Origin of the sequence: Mesorhizobium mediterraneum (genome assembly GCF_002284565.1) — a bacterium.
In the GTDB taxonomy this organism is placed as follows: Bacteria; Pseudomonadota; Alphaproteobacteria; order Rhizobiales; family Rhizobiaceae; genus Mesorhizobium; species Mesorhizobium mediterraneum.
This window is the reverse complement of record NZ_NPKI01000007.1, coordinates 22,666-42,563: the sequence shown is the minus strand read 5'-3', so window position 1 is coordinate 42,563 and position 19,898 is coordinate 22,666. Positions and strand designations below refer to the sequence as shown.

General features: G+C 58.2%; 21 protein-coding genes. 6 read left to right on the top strand and 15 right to left on the bottom strand.

Going from position 1 to position 19,898, the window contains the following annotated elements:
• The first annotated feature begins 101 nt into the window (after positions 1-101).
• From CIT25_RS37365 to CIT25_RS03020, 3 genes are all read left to right on the top strand, one after another.
• Positions 102-422 (top strand): hypothetical protein, encoded by a 321-nt coding sequence (locus tag CIT25_RS37365; RefSeq protein ID WP_245329748.1) that lies wholly within the window; start codon positions 102-104, stop codon positions 420-422.
• 2 nt (positions 423-424) lie between these two features.
• Positions 425-817 (top strand): hypothetical protein, encoded by a 393-nt coding sequence (locus CIT25_RS03025; RefSeq protein WP_095483093.1) that lies wholly within the window; start codon positions 425-427, stop codon positions 815-817.
• A gap of 218 nt (positions 818-1,035) precedes the next feature.
• On the top strand, positions 1,036-1,530 hold the full coding sequence (locus CIT25_RS03020; RefSeq protein ID WP_095483092.1) for a helix-turn-helix transcriptional regulator: 495 nt from the start codon (positions 1,036-1,038) through the stop codon (positions 1,528-1,530).
• A 90-nt stretch (positions 1,531-1,620) separates the two neighbouring features.
• Here CIT25_RS03020 and repC (CIT25_RS03015) read toward each other — a convergent pair whose 3' ends face one another.
• The 10 genes from repC (CIT25_RS03015) to CIT25_RS02970 all read right to left on the bottom strand — a co-directional run bounded on the left by repC (CIT25_RS03015) (position 1,621) and on the right by CIT25_RS02970 (position 13,574).
• Positions 1,621-2,829: a plasmid replication protein RepC gene (gene repC / locus CIT25_RS03015; RefSeq protein ID WP_095483091.1), complete on the bottom strand. Its 1,209-nt coding sequence runs from the start codon at positions 2,827-2,829 to the stop codon at positions 1,621-1,623.
• 159 nt (positions 2,830-2,988) lie between these two features.
• Positions 2,989-3,987: a plasmid partitioning protein RepB gene (gene repB / locus CIT25_RS03010; protein WP_095483125.1), complete on the bottom strand. Its 999-nt coding sequence runs from the start codon at positions 3,985-3,987 to the stop codon at positions 2,989-2,991.
• Positions 3,984-5,192 (bottom strand): plasmid partitioning protein RepA, encoded by a 1,209-nt coding sequence (gene repA, locus CIT25_RS03005; RefSeq protein ID WP_095483124.1) that lies wholly within the window; start codon positions 5,190-5,192, stop codon positions 3,984-3,986. Before repA ends, repB begins: the two co-directional genes overlap by 4 nt.
• A gap of 442 nt (positions 5,193-5,634) precedes the next feature.
• The gene (locus tag CIT25_RS03000; RefSeq protein WP_095483123.1) at positions 5,635-6,522 is read right to left on the bottom strand and encodes an ArdC family protein; all 888 of its coding nucleotides are present in this window, start codon (positions 6,520-6,522) and stop codon (positions 5,635-5,637) included.
• A 232-nt stretch (positions 6,523-6,754) separates the two neighbouring features.
• Positions 6,755-7,804: a Fic/DOC family protein gene (locus tag CIT25_RS02995; protein WP_095483090.1), complete on the bottom strand. Its 1,050-nt coding sequence runs from the start codon at positions 7,802-7,804 to the stop codon at positions 6,755-6,757.
• 65 nt (positions 7,805-7,869) lie between these two features.
• Positions 7,870-8,076, bottom strand: a complete 207-nt coding sequence (locus CIT25_RS02990; RefSeq protein ID WP_095483089.1) for an antitoxin VbhA family protein — start codon at positions 8,074-8,076, stop codon at positions 7,870-7,872.
• Positions 8,077-8,196: 120 nt separating this feature from the next.
• Complete coding sequence (locus CIT25_RS02985) at positions 8,197-8,529, bottom strand: DUF736 family protein (protein WP_095483088.1); 333 nt, start codon at positions 8,527-8,529, stop codon at positions 8,197-8,199.
• A 397-nt stretch (positions 8,530-8,926) separates the two neighbouring features.
• The gene (locus tag CIT25_RS02980; protein ID WP_095483087.1) at positions 8,927-9,394 is read right to left on the bottom strand and encodes a thermonuclease family protein; all 468 of its coding nucleotides are present in this window, start codon (positions 9,392-9,394) and stop codon (positions 8,927-8,929) included.
• Positions 9,395-9,435: 41 nt separating this feature from the next.
• Positions 9,436-10,716, bottom strand: coding sequence for a plasmid replication protein RepC (gene repC, locus CIT25_RS02975; protein WP_095483086.1), 1,281 nt, complete (start codon positions 10,714-10,716; stop codon positions 9,436-9,438).
• 605 nt (positions 10,717-11,321) lie between these two features.
• The gene (locus tag CIT25_RS02970) at positions 11,322-13,574 is read right to left on the bottom strand and encodes a ParB/RepB/Spo0J family partition protein (protein WP_245329747.1); all 2,253 of its coding nucleotides are present in this window, start codon (positions 13,572-13,574) and stop codon (positions 11,322-11,324) included.
• A gap of 358 nt (positions 13,575-13,932) precedes the next feature.
• Between CIT25_RS02970 and CIT25_RS02960 the strand changes: the two genes are divergently transcribed.
• Positions 13,933-14,541 carry a hypothetical protein gene (locus CIT25_RS02960; protein ID WP_095483084.1) on the top strand — a complete coding sequence of 203 codons (609 nt, stop codon included), beginning with the start codon at positions 13,933-13,935 and terminating at the stop codon, positions 14,539-14,541.
• A 191-nt stretch (positions 14,542-14,732) separates the two neighbouring features.
• On the opposite strand, the gene CIT25_RS02955 is transcribed toward CIT25_RS02960, so the two are convergent.
• The 4 genes from CIT25_RS02955 to CIT25_RS02940 all read right to left on the bottom strand — a co-directional run bounded on the left by CIT25_RS02955 (position 14,733) and on the right by CIT25_RS02940 (position 17,250).
• Positions 14,733-15,011 carry a hypothetical protein gene (locus CIT25_RS02955; protein ID WP_158302501.1) on the bottom strand — a complete coding sequence of 93 codons (279 nt, stop codon included), beginning with the start codon at positions 15,009-15,011 and terminating at the stop codon, positions 14,733-14,735.
• A 184-nt stretch (positions 15,012-15,195) separates the two neighbouring features.
• A complete protein-coding gene (locus CIT25_RS02950) occupies positions 15,196-15,804 on the bottom strand; it encodes a DUF6338 family protein (protein ID WP_095483082.1) in 609 nt (202 codons plus the stop codon).
• Positions 15,805-15,814: 10 nt separating this feature from the next.
• The gene (locus CIT25_RS02945; protein WP_095483081.1) at positions 15,815-16,336 is read right to left on the bottom strand and encodes an SLATT domain-containing protein; all 522 of its coding nucleotides are present in this window, start codon (positions 16,334-16,336) and stop codon (positions 15,815-15,817) included.
• Between the two features lie 26 nt (positions 16,337-16,362).
• A complete protein-coding gene (locus CIT25_RS02940; RefSeq protein WP_095483080.1) occupies positions 16,363-17,250 on the bottom strand; it encodes an SMODS domain-containing nucleotidyltransferase in 888 nt (295 codons plus the stop codon).
• Positions 17,251-17,343: 93 nt separating this feature from the next.
• On the opposite strand from CIT25_RS02940, the gene CIT25_RS02935 reads away from it, so the two are divergent.
• Positions 17,344-18,039, top strand: a complete 696-nt coding sequence (locus tag CIT25_RS02935) for a hypothetical protein (RefSeq protein ID WP_095483079.1) — start codon at positions 17,344-17,346, stop codon at positions 18,037-18,039.
• Between the two features lie 85 nt (positions 18,040-18,124).
• On the opposite strand, the gene CIT25_RS02930 is transcribed toward CIT25_RS02935, so the two are convergent.
• Positions 18,125-19,081, bottom strand: coding sequence for a hypothetical protein (locus CIT25_RS02930; RefSeq protein ID WP_095483078.1), 957 nt, complete (start codon positions 19,079-19,081; stop codon positions 18,125-18,127).
• A 519-nt stretch (positions 19,082-19,600) separates the two neighbouring features.
• On the opposite strand from CIT25_RS02930, the gene CIT25_RS02925 reads away from it, so the two are divergent.
• Complete coding sequence (locus CIT25_RS02925; RefSeq protein WP_095483077.1) at positions 19,601-19,876, top strand: hypothetical protein; 276 nt, start codon at positions 19,601-19,603, stop codon at positions 19,874-19,876.
• Positions 19,877-19,898 lie beyond the last annotated feature (22 nt).

Here is a 19,898-nt window from a genome sequence, read left to right as displayed (position 1 = left end):
TGTCCGTCTCTGACTTTCCGATCGCTCCGCGACGGCCGAAGCCAGCCACATCCAAAGCCACAATGAAATCAGCCTTTGTGTCGGAAGAGGCAGAGGCGGGAATGACTGCACCGGAACCGACAGCGGCGCCGGTTTCAGAAGCGGACGCGACAAGGGAACGGCCGCGGCGCAGTCTGCCGAACCCGAGCGGTGAAGAGCGCAAGAGCAAGGCGATCGAACGTGCTCTGGCCCAGGAGGATGGGCGCTATCGGCTGCGCGACCTGAAACGAGCCCACGCGCGAGAAGCCAAGCACTACGTCAATTGTCCCCTGGACTACGACACGAAGATGCGATTGCAAAAGGCCGCCTTCGACAACGACATCAAAATGACGGTGATCATAAAGGCAGCCATCGACCAGTTCCTCCGCGACAACGGCTATTGAGAATGACGGGCCGCGGCTTCCTATTTGGAATAGCCATCGGCACCGTCATCGGCATCTACGCCGCGCCTATGCTCGGCCGGCAGAGCATAGGCCTTCGCGAGACTTCGCAGGCCTTTTTGTCTATCGTCAAAGGCACTAACCGCATACCCGATAAGGCTACGTGGCCGACCAGTGATCACGCGAAATCGGAACTCTTCCGCATATCCAAATGGGATATATCCAAGCACGGTGATGGATCGACGGTTAATGTGAAGCGGTGTATAAGTATTGATGAATATTCGATAGCTTGCGAGCTGTCGGCGAATCTTGGTTGGATCGAAGGTAAAAAATCCGTGGAATCAGTGTTCGAGGGCGGTCCAGGTCGTTGGACGATGGTCTTAGCAAAGAACCGCTGATGCCCTTGCAACTGCACTGCCAGTATCATCGATCAGTTCAAGCGATAAAGAAGCGCTGTCCGCACGCAGCGGCTTCGTTCTCCCTCCACCTCCCCAAAATGGTAAGGGAAAAAGCTAGTTCTGGGGATTGGAACTAGTGCCGTGTCTAACAAATTTGGTACATAGTGCCGCCCTGTGGGCGGTTTTTCATTTGGAGGGATGGGTCCGTGACGCGGGATATGAACACCTATAAAAGTGCAAAGGGATTGGTGGAAACGACCGATCCTGAGATTGATAAGCCGATTTATCGACGCCCGGGGTTTGACGGCATCACGACCCTGGGCGAGATGGACAAGAAGATCGCGGCCTTTCTTCGCAAGGAGCGCGAGGACGAAGGGCTGACGCGCGCGGATCTCGCGCCTTTGCTTGGCCTGTCAATGCCTGTCTACGGGCGATACGAACGTGCTTTCTCCAAAATGCATGTCACTCGTATGATCCATCTCTGTGAAATCCTCGGCTTCATGCCGATCGAAATGCTTTTTGAGGCTGCTCCTCATCTTTGGGGCCGGACGCCGGAGGAAGCCGAGGATCGTCTTGAACTGGCAAAACTTATGGTGGACTTGCCCCACGACACGACGCGCGATCTCCTCGCCCTGGTTAAGCGCATGGTCTCACACCAGAAGGCGGCCGACGCCGCCACAGCCTCATCAACATCGAAGGACGAAGGCCGCTAAGCGGTTTTGCTACCTCCTTCCATGGCGTGAAGGTGATCGCCGGTGTGCCCCTGATCAAGCGTGTTGCCGGCTTAGGAGACAATCGCGCCATCACCCTGCCCGCGCCTCACCCGATCGGCTTTGCGTTCGAAGAAGGCTCATCAGCATTGGGCCGACGGAAAACTGCCCTGCCCGCGCCTTCTCCGTCAGCACGCGCAGATAGCCGCCGGCGGAGCCAATATGCTGCGCCCGCTGCAGGATGCAGGCGACCACGATAGCTGCGATTTCCTGCCCCATAACATGGCAGGCGTCCTCGTATGCGGAAGGCGACACGCCGAGATAACCGCGCACCTGGGCCGCCGTGACCATCAAATCACGCCAATTGCCGATCCCGTCGACGGCGTAAACCGCAATTTCAGGGCAGGCCTTCAGCACCAGCCCCAGCGGATAGCCTTTTGGCTTCTCGGCCTCCCTCGTTCTTGGCTCGGCCGTCGCCCCGCTTTTTTCCAAAGCAGGTTCAAATTCAAAAATGGATTCGGTATTTGAATCAGATTGCTGCCGTTCAGAACGATCGGCATTGCCGTTCGAATCTTCGACATTCATGTGCGATTCCAACAGGATATCGATCTCCTCGCGGATCTCGGCCAAGTCGGTCACAATCGGCGCCAGATCGACGATCGCCGCCCTCCGAGGAATCGCGTCCACGATTGCCCTGAAACGCCTCCACAAGTCTCCCCAGTCGCCGGGAACATCTTCCTCGACGGCCGCTTCGATCAGCTTCTGGATATCCCGGCGGTGCAGCGTGATGCGCTCTCGCATCAGCCGGAGGGCACGATTGTCCGCTCGAACGCGTTCCGCTGCCTCCGCGAACTCGTCTGCACGCGCCAGTACTGGGGCAAGCGAGAAGCCGAACGCTTCCTCAAGGCCCCCTCCCCTCCCCTTGCGGGCGTACCGTTTGCCGTTTGGGCTGTCCCGGCGGATGATAAGGCCACTGTCCACCAAGGTCGCCAGGTGCCGCCGCAGCGTTACCTCCGACATCCCGTGAGACCGCAGGATCAGTTGTTTGTTCGAGGGGAACACGACCAGGCCGTTTTCCTCGGACAGCTCCGTGTCCGGATAGAATGACAGCAGCGCTGCCAATACCGCCAGGGAGCGGTCCCCGATGCCGACGACAGCTTTTCCCTCACACAGGTCCCTGTAGACCTGCCATTTGTCGGCAGCCTTCCCTTCCGCGATTTCCTTCGAGTCATTCTGCGCTGCCAACATGGCAAGCGACATCGGTCGCCGCCCAAAGGGCGTCGTTGCAATACCCGTCTCCATTTCTTCCTTCGCCTTTCAATCAGGCAAAAGAAATCCGCTCGCCGACACGACGCTGTGACTCTTGACAGTGATTCGTGGAAATGCGATTCTCAGTCTGCTACAACTTTGAGAGAGGCTTCCACGACTAAGGTCGTTCGGGGGCCTTTTTCTTTTGCGGTTCTACTCCTGCTTCGATTTGCTGCTTGCCTGCCAGTCGGCGTAGAGATCGTCCAGCCGCCCGGTCAGAAACGCGCCGAAGCCCTCATCGACTCCGGCAGTCTTGAGGGAGAGCGTATACGCCTTCCCGTTATCTTTGATCTTCCCAGCAACCTTGCCGCCGTGTGGCTTCCACTCGCTAACAGTCTGTTCCCGCTGGGGTTTCTTCGAAACCTCGGCCAAAATTAGCATGAAGCGCTCATCCGAGCTCAGAGGCCCGAACTCGGGCTTCTGGATGGCATTACGGGCAGTTTCCAGCACCTTGGGTTCGGCGATCTTTTCAGCGAGTTCCATCCACCTGCGGCGGCCCATTGAGGGAGCTGCGCCGATGGCCTTGACGATTCCGCTCGGGATGCCTTTCGCGACGGAAAGCAGCTTGGAAAGCTCCGTTTTGTCGGTCGACAGCGCCTGCATAATGACATCCCGGCTGAAGTCGTGGTTTTCGAGGCTCGCTGCGAAGAGGGCCCGCTCGATGTACGAGAGATCCTTTCTTGCGGTGTTCTCGATGCCCTGCGCGACGACAAGTTCGTTGTCGGTCAACTGCCTGACAACCGCCCTCACCTTCCGCTTCAGAAGCCGGACAGCGCGAAGCCTACGGTGCCCGTAGGCAACCTGGTAACGACCTTCGAGATCGGGATGCTGCCTCACGAGTATCGGCACCTCCTGCCCGTTTTCCTCGATCGACCTTACGAGATCGTCCGTCGCAGTAACCTCGCCGTCCAGGCGATCTCGCACGAACGAGCTGTCGATGAGTTCCGGATCGAGTTCGACAACCTTCTCGCCTGCCTTCAGGGCTTCCTGCAGTTCACGAGCTTCCTGATCCATGCGGTCAAGGGCAAGCCCCATCGTCCTTACGGGTCCTGCCAACACACGGCCTCCGTCACCCTCCCCCGAAAAGTTGGCCGCGGCCAACTCGCGGCTGGTATCGGCAAAGATGCCCGTAAGCTTGTCCCGCCTGCTCATGTCCGCCCCCACGTTCTCTTGATGCCATCCAGGATTTCTCCGTTAACGGCGTCGAGGGATTCGATAGCCCGGTCGAATGTCGAGCGGCGAACTTGTCCCCTTTCGATTTCGTAGAGCGTCTGCTTTGTCAGCCCAGCATCGGCGATTGCCGTGGATTTCAGGACGGTCGCCGCCAGAACCTCGTCGCCAAACAAACTTCGCAGCAGGGCTACGATCTGCGCCTGCGGGCCGTCATGGGGCTCGTGGCGAGTGATGACGTAGCGGATGAAATCATGGTTCAGGTCACCGCCCGCCTTGCGGACGACCGACAGCAGATCCGCGGTCATCAGCAGAAACTGGCTCATTGATGCGACGTCCACCATTTGCGGGTGGATTGTGATCAACAGGCTGGTCGCCGCACACACGGCGCCGAGCGTCAGGTATCCAAGCTGTGGAGGGCAGTCGATGATGACGATGTCGTACTCGGCCTCGACCTCAGCCAAGGCCACGCCGACGCGCCTGAAGAAGATATCGCTGTTGGTTGTCTTCCGCTCCATTAACGCGGTTGGGGTCTCGTGCTCGAATTCCATAAGCTCAAGGTTTCCGGGAACCAAGTCGAGGCCTGCGAAGTACGTCTTGCGGATGATGTCCTTTAGTGGCCGCCGTTTGTCGTCATAACGGATCGCGCCGTACAGGGTGTCGCCTTCCTCCAGATCGAATTCTGGCTGAACGCCAAGCATTGACGACAAAGAAGCCTGCGGATCGAGATCGACTGCAAGGACACGATATCCCTGCAGGGCAAGATGCTGTGCCAGGTAGATTGATGTCGTCGTCTTTGCGCTGCCGCCTTTGAAATTAGCGACGGCGATTGTCTGAAGCTTCTCGCCTCCCCTTCTCCACGGCAGATATGTGATGGCGTCCTTCGGTTTGGCGGCTGCCATGTGTTTCCGCAGATCGTTGATTTGTTCGAGGGTGTACGAGCGTCTTCCTGTCGGCGAGACAGTTGGCGAAGGGCCTTTGCCGTCCAGCGACAGCTGTCTAAGGTAGCCGTCTGACACTCCGACGATCTGAGCCGCCTCACCAGAGGTGAACGTTTTGAGCATTTTTTGCGAGGACGGCGGGAATAGGCGCTCTCGCAGCAACTGCAACTGCATAGACAACTGCCGCGCGTGGTGTGAAATCCGCGCATCGGAAGAAATGGCCGTCGATACGTTTTGATTCTGCAACATCGATTTCCCCTTTCGATGCGCTTTTTACGCAGCAATTGCTAAAAATCCGTATCGAAAGTGACATGATTCGGTAACCATGCCAAGAACCCTTATGATTCAAGGGCTTCGGGCAACCTGGCAGGCAAAGTTGGCCGCGGCCAACTTTGCTCCTAGCTTGTCGTTTGATCGGCTGCCGCCAATTTCGAGGGCAGCGACTGAGTTGGCCGCGGCCAACTCTTCTTGTTTGTTGCTTCACGTGAAACGGGAAACGGTCTTTTCGCGGCCGGCGTGCCGTCACTGCGGAGCCGGGAGAAACCCCTTCCCCCGCCTGCTTCAGTCGCATCCAAAGGGCACCCGCCGCTTCGTGCTAAGCCATCGCTTTCCGGATGTCGTCCTCGAGCCGTCACGAACTCGAAATCGACGCCCGGGCGATGATGAACCAGAGGGAAGATGGAGGCCGCTAAGCGGCCTCGTTCACTCTGCTCGACGATTGGAGCTGGTGAAGATAGTCGGCCGCGGCCTGCGCCTTGGCGGCGGCGGTGATGATAGCGCGCTTGTCGTTCTTCAGGACGGCGAGCCAACTTGCCAGGTAGGCGGCGGTGTTATCGCGCGGATCATGAGCCACGCCGAGATCGGCGCAAAGGAATGATGCCGCGAGTTCAGCGACGAGCTCTTCCACGGCGTAACATTCCGTTCCGAATCGGCCACTGAGATCACGGTCCAGGCGATGCTTTGCGCCGGACCAGTGCGAGAGCTCATGCAGCAGGGTCGAATATAGGTGAACTTGGCTATCGAACCGGTCACGGCCCGGCATGAGGATGTCATCGCTGCTCGGCCGATAGCAGGCTTTCGTGCCGCTGTAGCTGACCTTCGCGTTGGTGTTTCTCACGAAAACCTCGACGGTTTCCAAGTGCGGAACAGGAACGCTCGGCAGCTCCTCGGCCGGGCTGGCAAACCGGTCAGGCAGGTTCTCGATCTGCTCGACATTGAAGACGGTGTATCCCTTGAGGTAGGGGATCGAGCGATCCTCGTCGTCTTCGCGCTCCTTTGGCGTGAACGTGCCGTACTTGACGACCAGCGTTCCTTTCTCGCCTTTTCGGACTTGCCCGCCAAGATCCTGCGCCTGGCGATAGGTCATCCAGGTGTTTTCCTCGTAGCCGAACATCTGGCCGGACACCCACAGCATCAGGACATTGATGCCGCGATAGGCTTTGCCGGTCGCGCGGCGCGGGATGCGGGAGTGTCGTACGCTGCCGCGCCAGGGGCGGATCCAGGGCTTGGTGCCGGCTTCAAGCTGCTCGACGATGGTATCGGTGATGCGTTGGTAGGTGTCCTTGATGCTCTGCATGGCCGTCTCCATTCCGTTGGTTGACGGCAAAGAACGGAGATAGCCGAAGCGAGCCTATGCACCTGTAGGGCCGAAACGGAGTGGAGGACCGCGACAGCGGTTGCATGGGGGAGGGGCTATCGTAGCTTGTCCGTCAAATCACCCAACGGACTGAGGCGGCGCCGAAACGCATCGGATATCGACCAGCTCGACGACCGCTCGACGAAAAGCAGCTTGTTGCCTAGGGCAGGGGTTATCGACCGCGATCGTCGTCGTCGCGCTCACGGTCTCGCCGCGCCGCCATTTCGGCCTCGATAGCCTTCAGCCCGGCGCTTCTGTCCCGCTGTGGCTGCTCGGCCTGTTGGGGCCGCATGTGTGCCTCGGTGGCCTGTTGCTCGCGTCCCAGGCGGGAAAAGTCAGAGCGGGCGGTGAAAGAGACCTCTGCATTGTCGTCGGGCAAGCGTTCGGGCAAGTCGGCGCGATCGACGGCAATGATCCGCTCATCCGTGACGATGCTGGCTGCTCTATCGTCATGGCCGAGAATTTGGCCGGTGATTTCCTCTCCCGGCCGTGCCGTGCGGATATTGTGTTCAAACGGCTTCTCGCCGCACCGTTCGAGGTCGGCAAATGCAGCGCGAAGCGCTTCGCGGCGGTTCGGATTGATAGAGTCCTCCAGCACATGCTTCATTGCCGGACTAGACGGGTCGTTTGTGGTCTCGATTGATGCCTCGATCACCCGCGGTTTGCTGATGACGGTAAAATCCACCTCATGGCCGTAATGGCGGCCAAGCTCGATAATGAACGCCTCCTGGGCGCGACCGTTGCCCTCGCGGAATGGATGCACGTAATTGAGCTCAGCGAGCACCTGGCCCGCACGCTCAGCGAATTGCTCCGGGGTAGCAGTGCGAAGAACGTCGGGATCGCGGATCGGCTTTAAGGCCTCGTCCAGTCCGAAGTCGATGCGTGAGCCATGCAGGAATGAGGTGCTGCCCTTGGAAAGGCCGCCGATCGGCTCGACGCGCTCGCCATCGACGATCGGGCTTTCGTTGCGCGTGTGACCGGCCCATTCGTAAACGTCCTGAAAAATATAGCCGTGTATGGCCTTCAGATGTTCCTTATCGAAATTGCCGCTCGGGCCGCGCCCCTCTGCAATCTCACTTTGTCGAATATGCGTCATGGCATACTCGGCGGGTCCCAGCTCCGAGTGTCTGGTCAGCCCGAACTTGTTGCGTAGGACACCAGTGCGATCTGGATCGCCGGGCGTGTCGGGGTAGGTGTACGATCCTTTTGACTCGTCCGCCAATACGATTCCTCATGAAAAAAGCCGCCCGTGATCGCAGGCGGCTTATTCGAACAAGAGTTGGAGCGTCAGGCGCGCTTGAAACGCGCCTGCATCTGCTCGCGAAATTCTTCCGACGTGATCTCGCCGGCGACATACCGGGCGTTGGCCGCCTCGAGAACAGGATCGTGGGTGTAGCCTTGCCGGATGTTGGCCGCGCGGGCCTGATCGGTGGCCTTCTTGCGCTTGGCAATGGCCTCCGGGGAACGATCGGGACGTGCGGAATGGATGTTCATCTGCCAATCTCCAGTTGCCTGGCACCCTAGCAAGAAAAGTGCTGAAAATCCAGCACTTTGGGGTGATTTTCGGCGTTTCTGAAATGGGCGCCCGGCTTTTGGCCGGGCGCTTTACAGCGATTAATCGCGGGGTTCCCATTCGATGATCGCCTGCAGAGTCGGGTCGTCCTGGCCCGGGAAGCGGCCGAGATTGGCGTTGAAGCTGAGGCGCTTGATCGAGAGCGTGTAGTAGGGCTTGCCCTCCGCGTTCTTCTTTTTCCAGATGCCGCCGACCTCGATATCATGGCCGCGCGGCGACTTGGCATAGACACGATGCGTCGGTGCTTTTTCGTTGTCCGAGCTGAACGGCACAGCGTTGATGTCCAGGTCGCGTTCGATGGTGGAGATGAGGCCTTTGCCCTTGGCGGCGTCGAGGTCGTCAGCATCGAACTGGATGTAGTTGGTGGTGGTCATGTCAGTCACTCCTCTTTGGTGGTTGCGATGATCGTTCACATGGCACGGCGGAAAGCGGTGTGCACCGAAGGCTGGAGCGCAGCGGAAGAGGCCGGAGGGCGAAAAAATTTGTCGCGCGAGGAAGCCGCAGGCGGGGAAATTTTTTGCGCCCTCCGGCTTTGCGCAAACCGCGTCGACGTGCGAACGAGCGTCAAAAGCAACCACCGCAGAGGCGTGAGACATGACGCATTTGACAACATTCCCCTGTTCGTAGTCGACCTGACACGATCAAGATATGAGCCTATATTAGTCATTATTTGCGGCTAGGCAACGAGGTTTCCGGGGTTTCGCGCGAAAATATGAAGCAATATGGCTCGCGTCATTTGCCATTGGATAGCACCAAGTTGGCTATCTCCAGTCAAGGAATCTTTGAGGACTTGGCGCGGCGATAGAGATGCGGACTTTCGATCTCAGCCGACCAGATCCCCAAACCGTCGCCGCGCGCGCGGTTCTCGGCCTCCCCGTACTCAACCAGGCTTACAGGATGGGAAGACGGCAGATATCGAAGCATCGCCTCGGCTAGTCCGGCGTCTACCATGGCGAGGCCCACATCGGTATCGCCGATGAAGCACTGCCCGACCAAACGGCGATACCGGTCCTGGTCGATGATATCGCAACGGACATGCTGGCCGTCGATCATCTTTCGAAGGTAACTGCGAGCTATGACACCGCAACGCCAGGTCTGGCCGTCCTTCAAGCCGGTCTGGTCGAGTTCGCATGCATCGATCGCAGCAATCCGAATGCGCTGCTGACGGATACTGATCGTGTCACCGTCGATTACCCGCGCCTGGCCGGACCAAGCCGACGGCTCGGCCGCCGCATCCATGCACCAGATTGCGGCCACGGCCGCCAATATCGTTCGAAATCTCAATTCAATGCCTCCATGGAATTACGGGCTGCCAGCCCGAAAATCGAGCGGGCAAGATGAAGCTCGCCGGCTGTGGCGCGGTCCGTCATGGCCCGCAAGTAGCCGCCCGGCGATTTAACTTCCTGCCGGTCGTATTTCTGCAGCGTCACCGCAATTGCGACCGCTGCTTGCTGCTCGCCCATCTGTTCGATGGCGCGGAGTCGCGCATCATCGGAAATGCCCGTCAGGCGGCACATTTGCGGCACGAGCCGCGCTAGATCGGCCCAACTGCGGGGCAGGGCAAAGCCGTAGGCCTTTAAGGCCGGTATTGCCCGCACCAGGTCTTGCAATGCCACTACCACCTGCGGCTGGCGCTCTCGCCCGTTGACTTGGCGCAAGCTGCCCCCCAGGCTTGGTTCATAAGCCCTCTTGCTGGCGGAGCCAGCCTCTAGCAGATAAAATTGTTCGGCGTCAGCCGAACGCCGATTATCATTACTCTCTTCAAGAGGATCAGGGTTTGTAGTCTGTTTGTGCATGCCGTTTTCGGCATACGTGCATGTCGATTCTTCTGTTTCTGACGCAGATTCTGAACGGCGTGGAAGCTGCATCAGGCGCTCCACAAACCAGTCGAAAAGTGCCGAAGCACGTCGGAGAAGGGCGCTCGGCGCCTTGGAGGCAACGCCGACAAGGGCGACGACCCGTTCGACGCGGGCCGCAATGCGAGCCAGGGCGCGATCCGACGGCGCCGTAACCGTTGCCAGCGCATAGCGTAGGTTGCGCAGCGCGCCGCGATAGCGGCGCAATGCAGCGCTCGCCGCCGATTTTTCGGCCTTGGCCTGCCGCACGAGCTGGTCGAGCTCGCGATAGCGGGCGATGAGGATCCGCATGTCGATGCCGCAACCGTCTACAATCGCACCATCGCCATTTCGCACCGGGTAGCGCTTGTAATTGCCGCTATCCTGCATCGTGATCAAGCCAGCGTCGAAAAGGCTGGAAAGCATACGGCTCACACGACCGGCTGAGCGGCCGATCTCGAAGCCGAGCTGCTGGTTGGACTTGAAGATGATCGGACGGCCGGACTTGTCAAAGGCCTCGGCCGGGGCCGTGTTGACCAGAGTCACCAAAAGATGGCTTTCGGTCGCGCTGATCAATCCAGTGCAAGGGAGGTTTTGTGCAAGCACGGCAAGCTGGCCGCGCGTCGCCGTTCCGATCTCGGCCGACCGTGCCAGTCGCCGGTAATCGGCACGTTGTGGCGTCATTCGGCGACCGATTGGCCGCCGATCCGTATGGGGGTCACCCATGTCCTCGTCTCCTTGTTAGGGACCAGGCAAAGCTTCTCCGTTCACCGAAGCGATGTTTCTCAGTTGACAAGGAAGGGAGGGTTTGCGAGAAAGGTTTTGGCTTATTTTTTCACTGCAAACCCGCTTCCGGATTTTCGTTCGGGAGCGGTTTTTCTTTTTCTGGGCCGGTCTCTGTCTCCCCGTCTTAAAACGTTAGAATGCGCGAGTCGGAATCATGCTGATTCCGATGATTTGCGAAGCATAACCGGAATAACCGTTTTGGCGCAAGAATTGCGCTACACGCGCCGTCCCCTGGAGAGCCCAATGGCTCGCATGAGGCGGATTTCCTTGATTATCTGCGTTTTCTAAGTGCAATACATATTCGGCCGCCTTTAAGGCGGTATACCGTATTGGCTCGCTAAAGTAGGAAAAATCCGGCATGGCGAACCATGTCGGCTATCCAGGGCGGGAAGGGGAGTTTGAGGGGAGGGGGCTCGGGCCTCCCCTCAAAATGAAAATAAGGCCAGTCGATCCGGCCTTATTTATTCGGCGGCGGCCTCGACCGCGCTTTTGATAAAAAGGGTCCGGTCGCGCGGGAGAACACGCAACCGGCCTGCGGCTGATGTCTATTCAGCCGCTTCGGGGAACTGCTCGTTATCCTCGATGTCCGTTTCGTGCTCGACAGGCCTCGCGTCGTCGTCGGCAGCGATCCGCACAGGGGCGGGTATCCAGCCGCTACCGGCAACGAGTCGCTCGGCGATCATGACGGCTTCGGTCTTTTTGGCCGCTGCCTTGACGGAAAGCTCCGCCTCCCGGCCCTTAGCTTCGGCCACGGCAAGCTCGATTGTGGTCCGGTTGACGTGCTTGAAATAGCTGTCGCCGGTCGTCTCGAACCACTCGGACATGTCGACATTGAGTGCTCGGCCTAGCTGGTTGGCCTGCTCAATGCCCTTCTTGCGGTCGGTGAACTTCTTCTCCACCGCGTTGACCGCATGAGCAGCACCAAAGGCCAGCAGCGAAAGAAGCGTGTCCTGCGGCTGCTCTAGCAGCCAATCGAACAGATCGGCGGGATTGCCCGGCAGGTGATGGCCATAGTTTTCGGATAGGTCATTGAACGCCGCAAGGCCCTTGCAGCTGTCGGCGTCCTTCATCGAAGGCATCAACCGCTCATGGGTGATCGACAGTTGAAGGGCACTTTGCTCCGAATTGTATGGATAGGCCACTTGCAACAACATGGCATGCACCACGGCGACAAGGGCAATGTCAGGATTGTTCGCCAGTTGAATGCGCAGCGCTGCGGTTTTGTGGGCCGTCAGGTCCTCTATAAGAGCCGCCGAATGCGTGACGGTCGGAATTACGGGCTTTGCTTCGCCAACGATGGTCGGCAGGCCCTCGTTGGCCTCGTCCTTATCTGTTACCTCGGTATCGTCCGGCTTCACAAAACCGCGCTCGATAGAAAGCCTGCCGTAATAATCGAGCATGACGAAAGCGCCGCCGTTCGCCAGTGCCTCGGCGCTATAGGCTTCCGTGCGGGCGGTCAGGGCATCAATCCGCTTTTCGACTTCCTCAAGCTTTGCCTCGGCCTCGTCGTCGGCGGCACCGCTCTCGATCAGTTCGGCAAGCTCGTCATATTCTGCCTGCGCGGCGTCGAGCACTGCCTGATCTTCCTCGGAAAGGCTCACGTCCTCGGGATAGTGGCGCTCCATGCTGTGAAGTCCTTCCGGCATGGAAGTGCAGCACTCCACCCATTTCCAGCCTTCGGCACGTACCGTCCCGGCCGCCGCCTCAAGCTTTTCGGCCACCAGCTGTTCCAGCAGCACCGTATCAGTGGCATAACCGGCGTTGCGTTCATCGAAAAGGTCCCGCGTTACCGCGCCGCCCGCCGCTTCATAGGCGGCCAGTCCGCCGATGAACTGGACACGCTTGTCCGTCGCGGCAACCAATTCCTCGGTGAGCGCGCGCCGGATGGAAAAAGCATCACGGTTCCAAGAGGGCAGGGCCCTCCATACCTCAACCTGCCGCTGGTGATCGTCGCTGACGGTGAAGGCCGACAACTGCGCAAAACTCACGTCCTCGTCGCGGAACATTTGCAACAGCACCGGCGACACGCGCGCCAAGGCCAGCCGCTTGCGCACGATGGTTTCGGTTGTCCCGAAACGAGCGGCGATATCAGCGATTTCCTTGCCCTCATTGGCAAGGACGCTGAAGGCCTCGTACTGATCGACCGGGTGCATGTCCTCCCGCATAACATTTTCGGAAAGGCTGATCCCCGTAGCGTCCTCGCCGGAGCGCTCCTTGCATTCGACGGGAAAATCCTTCGCGATCTCGCCAGCCTCGGCCAGCAGAAGCAGCGCAGCACGGCGGCGACCACCCGCCGTCACGAAGTAGCGGCCCTTCTTCTCGCCCTTCCGGACAACAAGGTTTTGCAACAGACGGTAGCCGTCCGTGCGAATGCTTGCGGCCAAAGCCTCGACGCCTTCGGCGCTATATGTCTTGCGAACGTTTTTCGGGTCCGCGTCCAGCTTGTACAATGGAATGGTGATGGTCTCGGTCATGATGATTTCTCCTGATTTCCCTTTTCCCGCGAAGCGGTTTCCTGCCCGAAGGGGCAGGAGCCCCGCTCCTGCTCCCGAGCTCGTGCGGAACAGCGGGGGAGAGGGGGGCAAGGAGACAAATCGGAGGGGGATCACCCGCCCGAGGCGAAGCCGAAGGGGCGCGCTGGATCCGCTATGCGGATCCGCGTCGATCCTGCACGAAGCGTGGGCCAGGCCCCACGCGAAGGAAGGACGGGGAGACCGATTTTCTCCTTGCAGGGGAGAGGGGGCAGCGCCCCCTTTCTCCATCAAGCGAAAGAACTTCGGCCCGCGCCAGCGGGGCACCTGTTAATCGGAGAATGTGTTGCTCGAGGAAATTGCACGAGGTGCGGCAATCTCTAGCTAACCGGCGGCGAAGAGCGCTCCGATCCAGCCGCTCGCTCTCTACGGCGCTTTTGAGGGCGCGCTCGCGAGCGCCGCCGAGTCGCACGACTGGCACAGCCTCCTGAAAGAGGTCTCCCGCACCTGCGTCGCCGCGCTGCGCGACTGGCGCCGACAGGGCCGCGAGGCCATCGTAACTGGAGACCCACCTACTCGCCAAGGTCAGCGGTCGGCCCGCTGCCTGAATGCGAGAAGCTCCCAGCTTGTCGACAATGCCTCCGCAATAGGGCACTAGGTTCGAGCGAATAGGGGGAAATTGAACTTGGTTCTCAAGCGTATCCTTGACTGGCATGCCAACAGACAGTCCGGCCTTCGCGCTGCTTCGGTCGTTGAGGCTGGTGCCCAACTCCGACAATTCAAAACGAACATGGAGCGCTTCCTAGCGTCGGGCGGGTTCGACGCGGCAAAGATGTCCTTCGACTATCAGGTAGCCGCGTTCGTGTTCACTCGCATTGATGAGGTACTAAGCGATGCCGGGCTTGTGGATGACATCGAGGGCGGATCGGTTCTGCGCGCGGACATGCACCAGAGGGGCGCGATCACCGTCTTGGTCGTTCAGGGGCTCCACATGATCTTTGCCGAAGCATTCGCCCCGACGGTCTTGTCCTCGGATGACACCAAACGTCGTCGGGCCGCAGTGTTGGAGAACACGCTTCGGCTTGTTCTCCGCGTCCAAAAGGACAACCCTGATGAAGGACTCGGCGTGCTCGCCTATGGGTCGGCACTCTACAAGCAGGTGGCGGCGAATGACATGCCGCTGCTACAGTCCGTTTACGACGCGTGGGCAGCATGGTTCACGTCGGACGACACCAGTTCGGCGGACAAGCTGCAATCGGCGTTCCATCGGATCACCGCTGTCAGCCGGGGCTAGACATCGGAAGCGAGGGCGGAGCCCGCAATCCGGTTGCGCAGTCGATCCCGCGCCCGCCAGGAACGGGCCCCCAACGCCGCGCCTGCCATCGCACATATTCCCGCCACGTCAGCGCCTTGCGCCAGCGTAGGAAATCCTCGCGTTGTGCTTCTTGATAGGCTCTGTCAGCCCGCCAGCCCATCGAGAGAGATCTACTTTCGTGTTCCGAGATCAGCATGCGTAGCCATTTCGGCGATGTGATCGAACATCTTCTTCAGGTGCTGCTTCATGAGCGCCTTCGTCTCCGTAGAGGCTTGGCCTGAATCGTAGACCGAACCTTCGATCGCCGACCGGAACTGCTTGACTGCCGCGCTTGGCGTGCTTTTGGCCAGATAGGCATAGTTGCTGGCCGAAATCAGTGCGAGCGCGCAGAACGCATGTTCGAGCGCGAGCAATCTCGCCATGTCGTTATGATCCCAGTCGGCGCTCATGCCTACTTCTTGCCGCCGCTTGACCCGCCACTTGGTGGGCTGGCAGGGGGACCCTCGCTGGTTGGCCCCTGATAGCCGCCTTGAACTCCTTCACGCCCGCCCGATGGCGTCCGGCTTGGTTGGAAGCCCTTGTTTTCAGAGGAGCCAACAGACGGCCGCCCTCCCCCAACATTGATCTTGTTAGTCATCCTTTGTTCCTTTCAACGGGTGTGAATTCTACCGTCCGAATCTCGCCGGAGCCGATGAGAACACTCTTGTTTGTGGGAGTCCATGGTCCGTCATTCGGTACCTCAAAGACCTGTTCGATAAGCAAGTCGCGTTCTTCCGGGCGGGACGACGCGAATGACTTGCCTCCCCAATATCCCGCGAAGGTCGTACTGTCCTTCAGGACAACGTAGACCCACGCTTCCGACAGGGTAGAAAATTGGTACTCCCAAGAGGTCGGAATGATGTGGAGAGGCGACAGCTTGAGCCACCCGTAGACCTTTCGCAGCCATTCGGCCTTCGAGCCGAGCCCGCTTACGAAACCGATCAGGGCAGGCGATACGGCCAGCACCAGTAGCCAGAGCAGCATCCGTGTGACCGGCTCCGCATTCCAGGCGATTGCTAGATAGATCGTCCATCCGGACAGGGTGAAGTTGAGTGCGCTCAGGGTCAGCAGCCTGACGAAATAGTCATGGCCGTCGAGCCGCTGCCCCGTAATGAAGTGCGCCCGAAACGACGAGATTATGTAGCCCGGCACCACGAACACCAAGGCAACGTATATCGCGTCGAGAGAAAGGAAATTCCCCAAGTTCCCCCCTCTACGTTGCCTTCGGAAGCGCAGCAACGCCGCCGTCCGCCGCCATATCACGGAGAGCTTGGTCGATCGAGAAATCGTAGTCTCCGCCCCTGATCTTGTCCCTCGCGGCAACGTAGTACTTTTCGGGCGGTGTGATTGAACCTGATCTTACAACGTCCATGCGGTCCATCAGGTCGCTTAGCTCGGCTTCCGCTCGATCGATGTTGCCGAGTACCGTGATCTTGGCGAGCCTCCGGAAGCGATCTTGTAGCGCCTTGAATTCGGCAGCCTTGGTTTTCAGTTCCTCGACATGCGTCTGAATTTCCAGTGCCTCGGCAAGGGATGGGATCAGGGTGGCGAGGAAAGCCATCAGCGCTACGGCCCACACTGGGACCCATTCCTTGACGTAGCTGAATCCTGCAATTGCCGTCAGCACGATTGGCGCTAGCAGCACTATCTTGTGCTGCCATCGCACCCGTCGCAGCCAAATGAAAATAGCCGTTGAGGTGTAGAGGCAAGATTCCGACTGACGCAGTGCCTCCACCGCGATCTCTGCTTTCCGACGGGTGTCTAGGTCACGTGGACCGCTATCCGTGGGCCGAAGATTTTTTGCCATTCTTGCCCCGCTGAAACAGTGAAGTCGCTGTATTCCCAGTGGCATGCGGCGAGCGCAATGTCTCTGGCAGCGATTGCTTTAGGAAGCCACTCGCTGCCAAGGAAATACGGCTCGAAGGTTCCTGGTATCGTTATGACGGCGTTCGCCTTCGAGATGAGGAAGGAGAGAAAATCCCGGACGTAATAGTCGTACCAGAAGGTGCTTTCACCACCATACCCCCGCGCAGGCAGGAACTCCGCGATCAGAAGTTCGATGACGAACGATTTGAGCGGAACATTCCTTTCCCGCTTCCACAGCTTCATCATTTTCGACAGCGCTCGGACATTGCCGTTCATGGCCTTGTCTGCCGTTTCGATTGCGCCGATTTGAGCAAACGGGTCGACGACCTTCCAACTGCCGCCGTCGTGGGTGTCTGGCATCCAATATTGGCGGTATTCAGTTGCGAACACTGGCAGGACTTCCACCGTGATCGTGTTGAACGCTATCGCCACGACTTGGCCGTCACCTCTCATTTCGGTGTTGGGATACGTGACGCGCAGCGCCTCCTTAACTTCCTGTAGCAATGCCGACTGCACGTTTCCGGCCCGCGCGTCAAACCGGGCTTTTTCGTGCTGCGGCATGACAAAAAAGGCATCAAGATCGCGGGGAGGGCGGACCTGAGTCTGCTTGCCCCAAGAGCCGACCATGAAGGCCGGGGGAAACTCTCCATTGGTTCCGTAGTAGGCTCGTTCGAGGGTCCGGCCGATATTGATGTGTTTCGTCCAACCATCGTTGAATTGATCGTCAGTCAAGCTAAGCTCGTCTACGAATCTCTTGAACCGCTGTCTAACTGCAACCCACATTGATTTCTCCTGTTAGGTACCATGCGGTGAGTCGGAGAAATGAAATAGTGTATCGCGGCGAATTCCACCCGATATACACATGCGGAGGCGAGAATGGGTGAAGCGAAGAGAAGGCGGGAGACTGCGGTTCCGACGGTTTACCATCACACCAGCACGCTTCGCACGAATCTGATCTGGATGTCAGGCGTGATCCAAGTCGAGGGTAAGTCGGAAGGCGTGTTCCATCCCAGGCTGGGCGAGATCAAGACCGATGCCCTAGCCCGACGGGCAATGAAGGATTTCCCGCCTGTTGCGTGGTTTACAAGACGGATCGATATCCCAAATTGCCTCGTTGCATCGACTATGTTTGGGGTCGACAAGAAGACTGGCGTGAAGAAAGAAATCACCCTCGCCGTGGAGCAGGCGAACGCAATGGCTATGAACCGCCTCGCGATCGGCTTCCCGGTTGGTGACATTCCTGTCATCCCGTGGTCGGAGCATGCGGGTTACGCGACAGGAGAAGGCAGGGAACTCAACGAGACCGCGATCGCAGCCGGCGACGATCCGATGGATTGGTATGTCTCGGAGACCCCCATCAATGTTATGAAAGTCTCGGAATTTTGGTTTTCGCCAAGTCTGATGAAGCCGAAGCTGAGGCGTTCTGACGGATACATTGTCGACATCCATCGCATGGTGAAGCTGTGCCGGGAAACTAAGGGGGCATATATCCCGCCGACCTGGATGAAGCAGGAGCAAGCCGAGGCGCTCGCGAGGAGTATGAATGTTCCCGTTGGGAACCTGGGCAGGTAACAGTCCGGGACACCTGTTTGAATACGTCCGCCGGCGGCCGATGATGTCTGGGAGGCATGAAGCGTCCGGACACGCTGAGGATCGATCAAATGGAGTCTAGCACTTTGACCCATCGATCTGCAGAATCGAAGCTGCTCTGCGACACACAGTTATTGTGGTAGTGCGTGGCGTACTTTCTCCGGACCTCGGTCACATTCTTCTTATATATTTCGCAGAAGCTCACAAAAATGACGATTGACGCATAGACCACACCCTCTTTGTCAACGACTGTAGAAAGGGGTGGGACGATTTCCTTTTGAAAAAAAGTAACGCCGGGGTTTGGTTTCTTAACATACGAGTCCTCGGATCTCATCCCAGCGTACTCGATCTCTTGCAATCCCACCTGACTGAGCAGGCCGTCAAAATATTCTGATTGTCCGTGCAGTCGGTCGTACTGCTCAATAAGGAACCAATAAAAATCCTGGTCGTAACGAACTCGTTGAGCAATGACTGGGGCAAGCTTTTGGGCTAGCTCCAGTAGTTCCATAGGGGAGTCCGGATGCTTATCAAGTGAGATCCCACCAATCCTGAAACCGTCTTCGACTTTGCGATTGGAGAGGAAATCCGAAGCTGCCTGTTCCATTTGTCCTATTTCGGTCATACGTTTCCCGCCGTAGGCAACCATATCGAAGAGCTCTGCGCTCGCTTGCTGCAGTCGTCCCTCCATAGAAGACAGGTCTTTTCCTTCAATTGCGGTGAGATAGTTAACAATGCTACGATAACAAGCGCTGATTATATCAGAATTTTTCTCTTCTGATTCCAATAATTCAATAGCACGATTTGCCATCGTCGTTATATATTTCTTCTTCTTTGCATCGTCGGCAACTTGGTACATCTTTAGAGTACCAAATATTTTACCGAATGAGTCAAATAAGCCCCAGATACTCATCGCGTAGATCTGCTTATCATTCCCGGATTCCTCATACTCATCGAGAAAATCAAGGAAATGATCAAGTGGGGTCTTTTTTACAGGCGCGGGCTTTCTCGTGAACCAGTTATTCATAGGCTGTTTCCAGATCGTGGTCTCATATTGTGCAATCTCAGGCCGAATCTCGCTAGATGGATAGTCGCCGCGATCAACTCATGACGCAAGGTAGCCTTCATGAGAGGAGGGGATCGCAGTCATCCCGGTTGCGACAATTGTTGACAACCCCACCACAAGAGGCCCCAGCTACATAAAGTCCACCAAAACCTCTAGTGTGCCTCATAATATGAGCATGTTGTGTCCGCCAGCAGCGCGCGCGCATAGTAGCCGTCTGCTCTCTCCATGATGTCCCGCTTTCAGGAACCGCCGAAGCTGATCTCAACGACTGACATTAGGCGCAAAGCTGTCATTTCCCGCGCGTATGACCAGGTCTCAGGGTCATGACTATCCTTTGACCTCCCTTCAGGGGGTCGGCGAGGGGGTCGAGAGCGGCATTTCGTTTCGGGCACCAAGCGTCGGATTTCACCCCACTTTTGCTGTCCGGCGCGGAATATCTCAGGTAGGAAAGCGGGTGAAAAATCAGGTCTGGAGAACGAAATGAGCTCGATAGACTGGCATGCAGCGCCGCCTATGACGGATGATCAACGGCGCAATGCCCTGGCTGACATGGAGTTAATCGCTTGCGGCGAAGAACTCGATTTGCCGTGGCGCCGTGTCCGGATTTTGCTCGATCATAAGCTTGCGGCGGTCCAGCATCCCGTTTTGACGGCGGGGAGCCGCACGTCTCTCGGCCTGACTGAACACGGCCTGCAGTTCATGGATGCTGAAGGGAGCGCGTCAGACAAATTGCGCATAAGAAAAAATTCCTCTTGACGGGGAACCGGCGGCGGGTGTT

What these genes read in the sequence shown, in the direction of transcription:
- repB (WP_095483125.1), bottom strand. Translation starts at nt 3,987, where the DNA reads ATGAGCAGGCGGGACAAGCTTACGGGCATCTTTGCCGATACCAGCCGC.
- CIT25_RS37365 (WP_245329748.1), top strand. Translation starts at nt 102, where the DNA reads ATGACTGCACCGGAACCGACAGCGGCGCCGGTTTCAGAAGCGGACGCG.
- repC (WP_095483091.1), bottom strand. Translation starts at nt 2,829, where the DNA reads ATGGAGACGGGTATTGCAACGACGCCCTTTGGGCGGCGACCGATGTCG.
- CIT25_RS02940 (WP_095483080.1), bottom strand. Translation starts at nt 17,250, where the DNA reads ATGTGGGTTGCAGTTAGACAGCGGTTCAAGAGATTCGTAGACGAGCTT.
- CIT25_RS02930 (WP_095483078.1), bottom strand. Translation starts at nt 19,081, where the DNA reads ATGAATAACTGGTTCACGAGAAAGCCCGCGCCTGTAAAAAAGACCCCA.
- CIT25_RS03020 (WP_095483092.1), top strand. Translation starts at nt 1,036, where the DNA reads ATGAACACCTATAAAAGTGCAAAGGGATTGGTGGAAACGACCGATCCT.
- repC (WP_095483086.1), bottom strand. Translation starts at nt 10,716, where the DNA reads ATGGGTGACCCCCATACGGATCGGCGGCCAATCGGTCGCCGAATGACG.
- CIT25_RS02980 (WP_095483087.1), bottom strand. Translation starts at nt 9,394, where the DNA reads ATGGATGCGGCGGCCGAGCCGTCGGCTTGGTCCGGCCAGGCGCGGGTA.
- CIT25_RS02935 (WP_095483079.1), top strand. Translation starts at nt 17,344, where the DNA reads ATGGGTGAAGCGAAGAGAAGGCGGGAGACTGCGGTTCCGACGGTTTAC.
- CIT25_RS02955 (WP_158302501.1), bottom strand. Translation starts at nt 15,011, where the DNA reads ATGAGCGCCGACTGGGATCATAACGACATGGCGAGATTGCTCGCGCTC.
- CIT25_RS02990 (WP_095483089.1), bottom strand. Translation starts at nt 8,076, where the DNA reads ATGAACATCCATTCCGCACGTCCCGATCGTTCCCCGGAGGCCATTGCC.
- CIT25_RS02925 (WP_095483077.1), top strand. Translation starts at nt 19,601, where the DNA reads ATGAGCTCGATAGACTGGCATGCAGCGCCGCCTATGACGGATGATCAA.
- CIT25_RS03000 (WP_095483123.1), bottom strand. Translation starts at nt 6,522, where the DNA reads ATGCAGAGCATCAAGGACACCTACCAACGCATCACCGATACCATCGTC.
- CIT25_RS02985 (WP_095483088.1), bottom strand. Translation starts at nt 8,529, where the DNA reads ATGACCACCACCAACTACATCCAGTTCGATGCTGACGACCTCGACGCC.
- CIT25_RS03025 (WP_095483093.1), top strand. Translation starts at nt 425, where the DNA reads ATGACGGGCCGCGGCTTCCTATTTGGAATAGCCATCGGCACCGTCATC.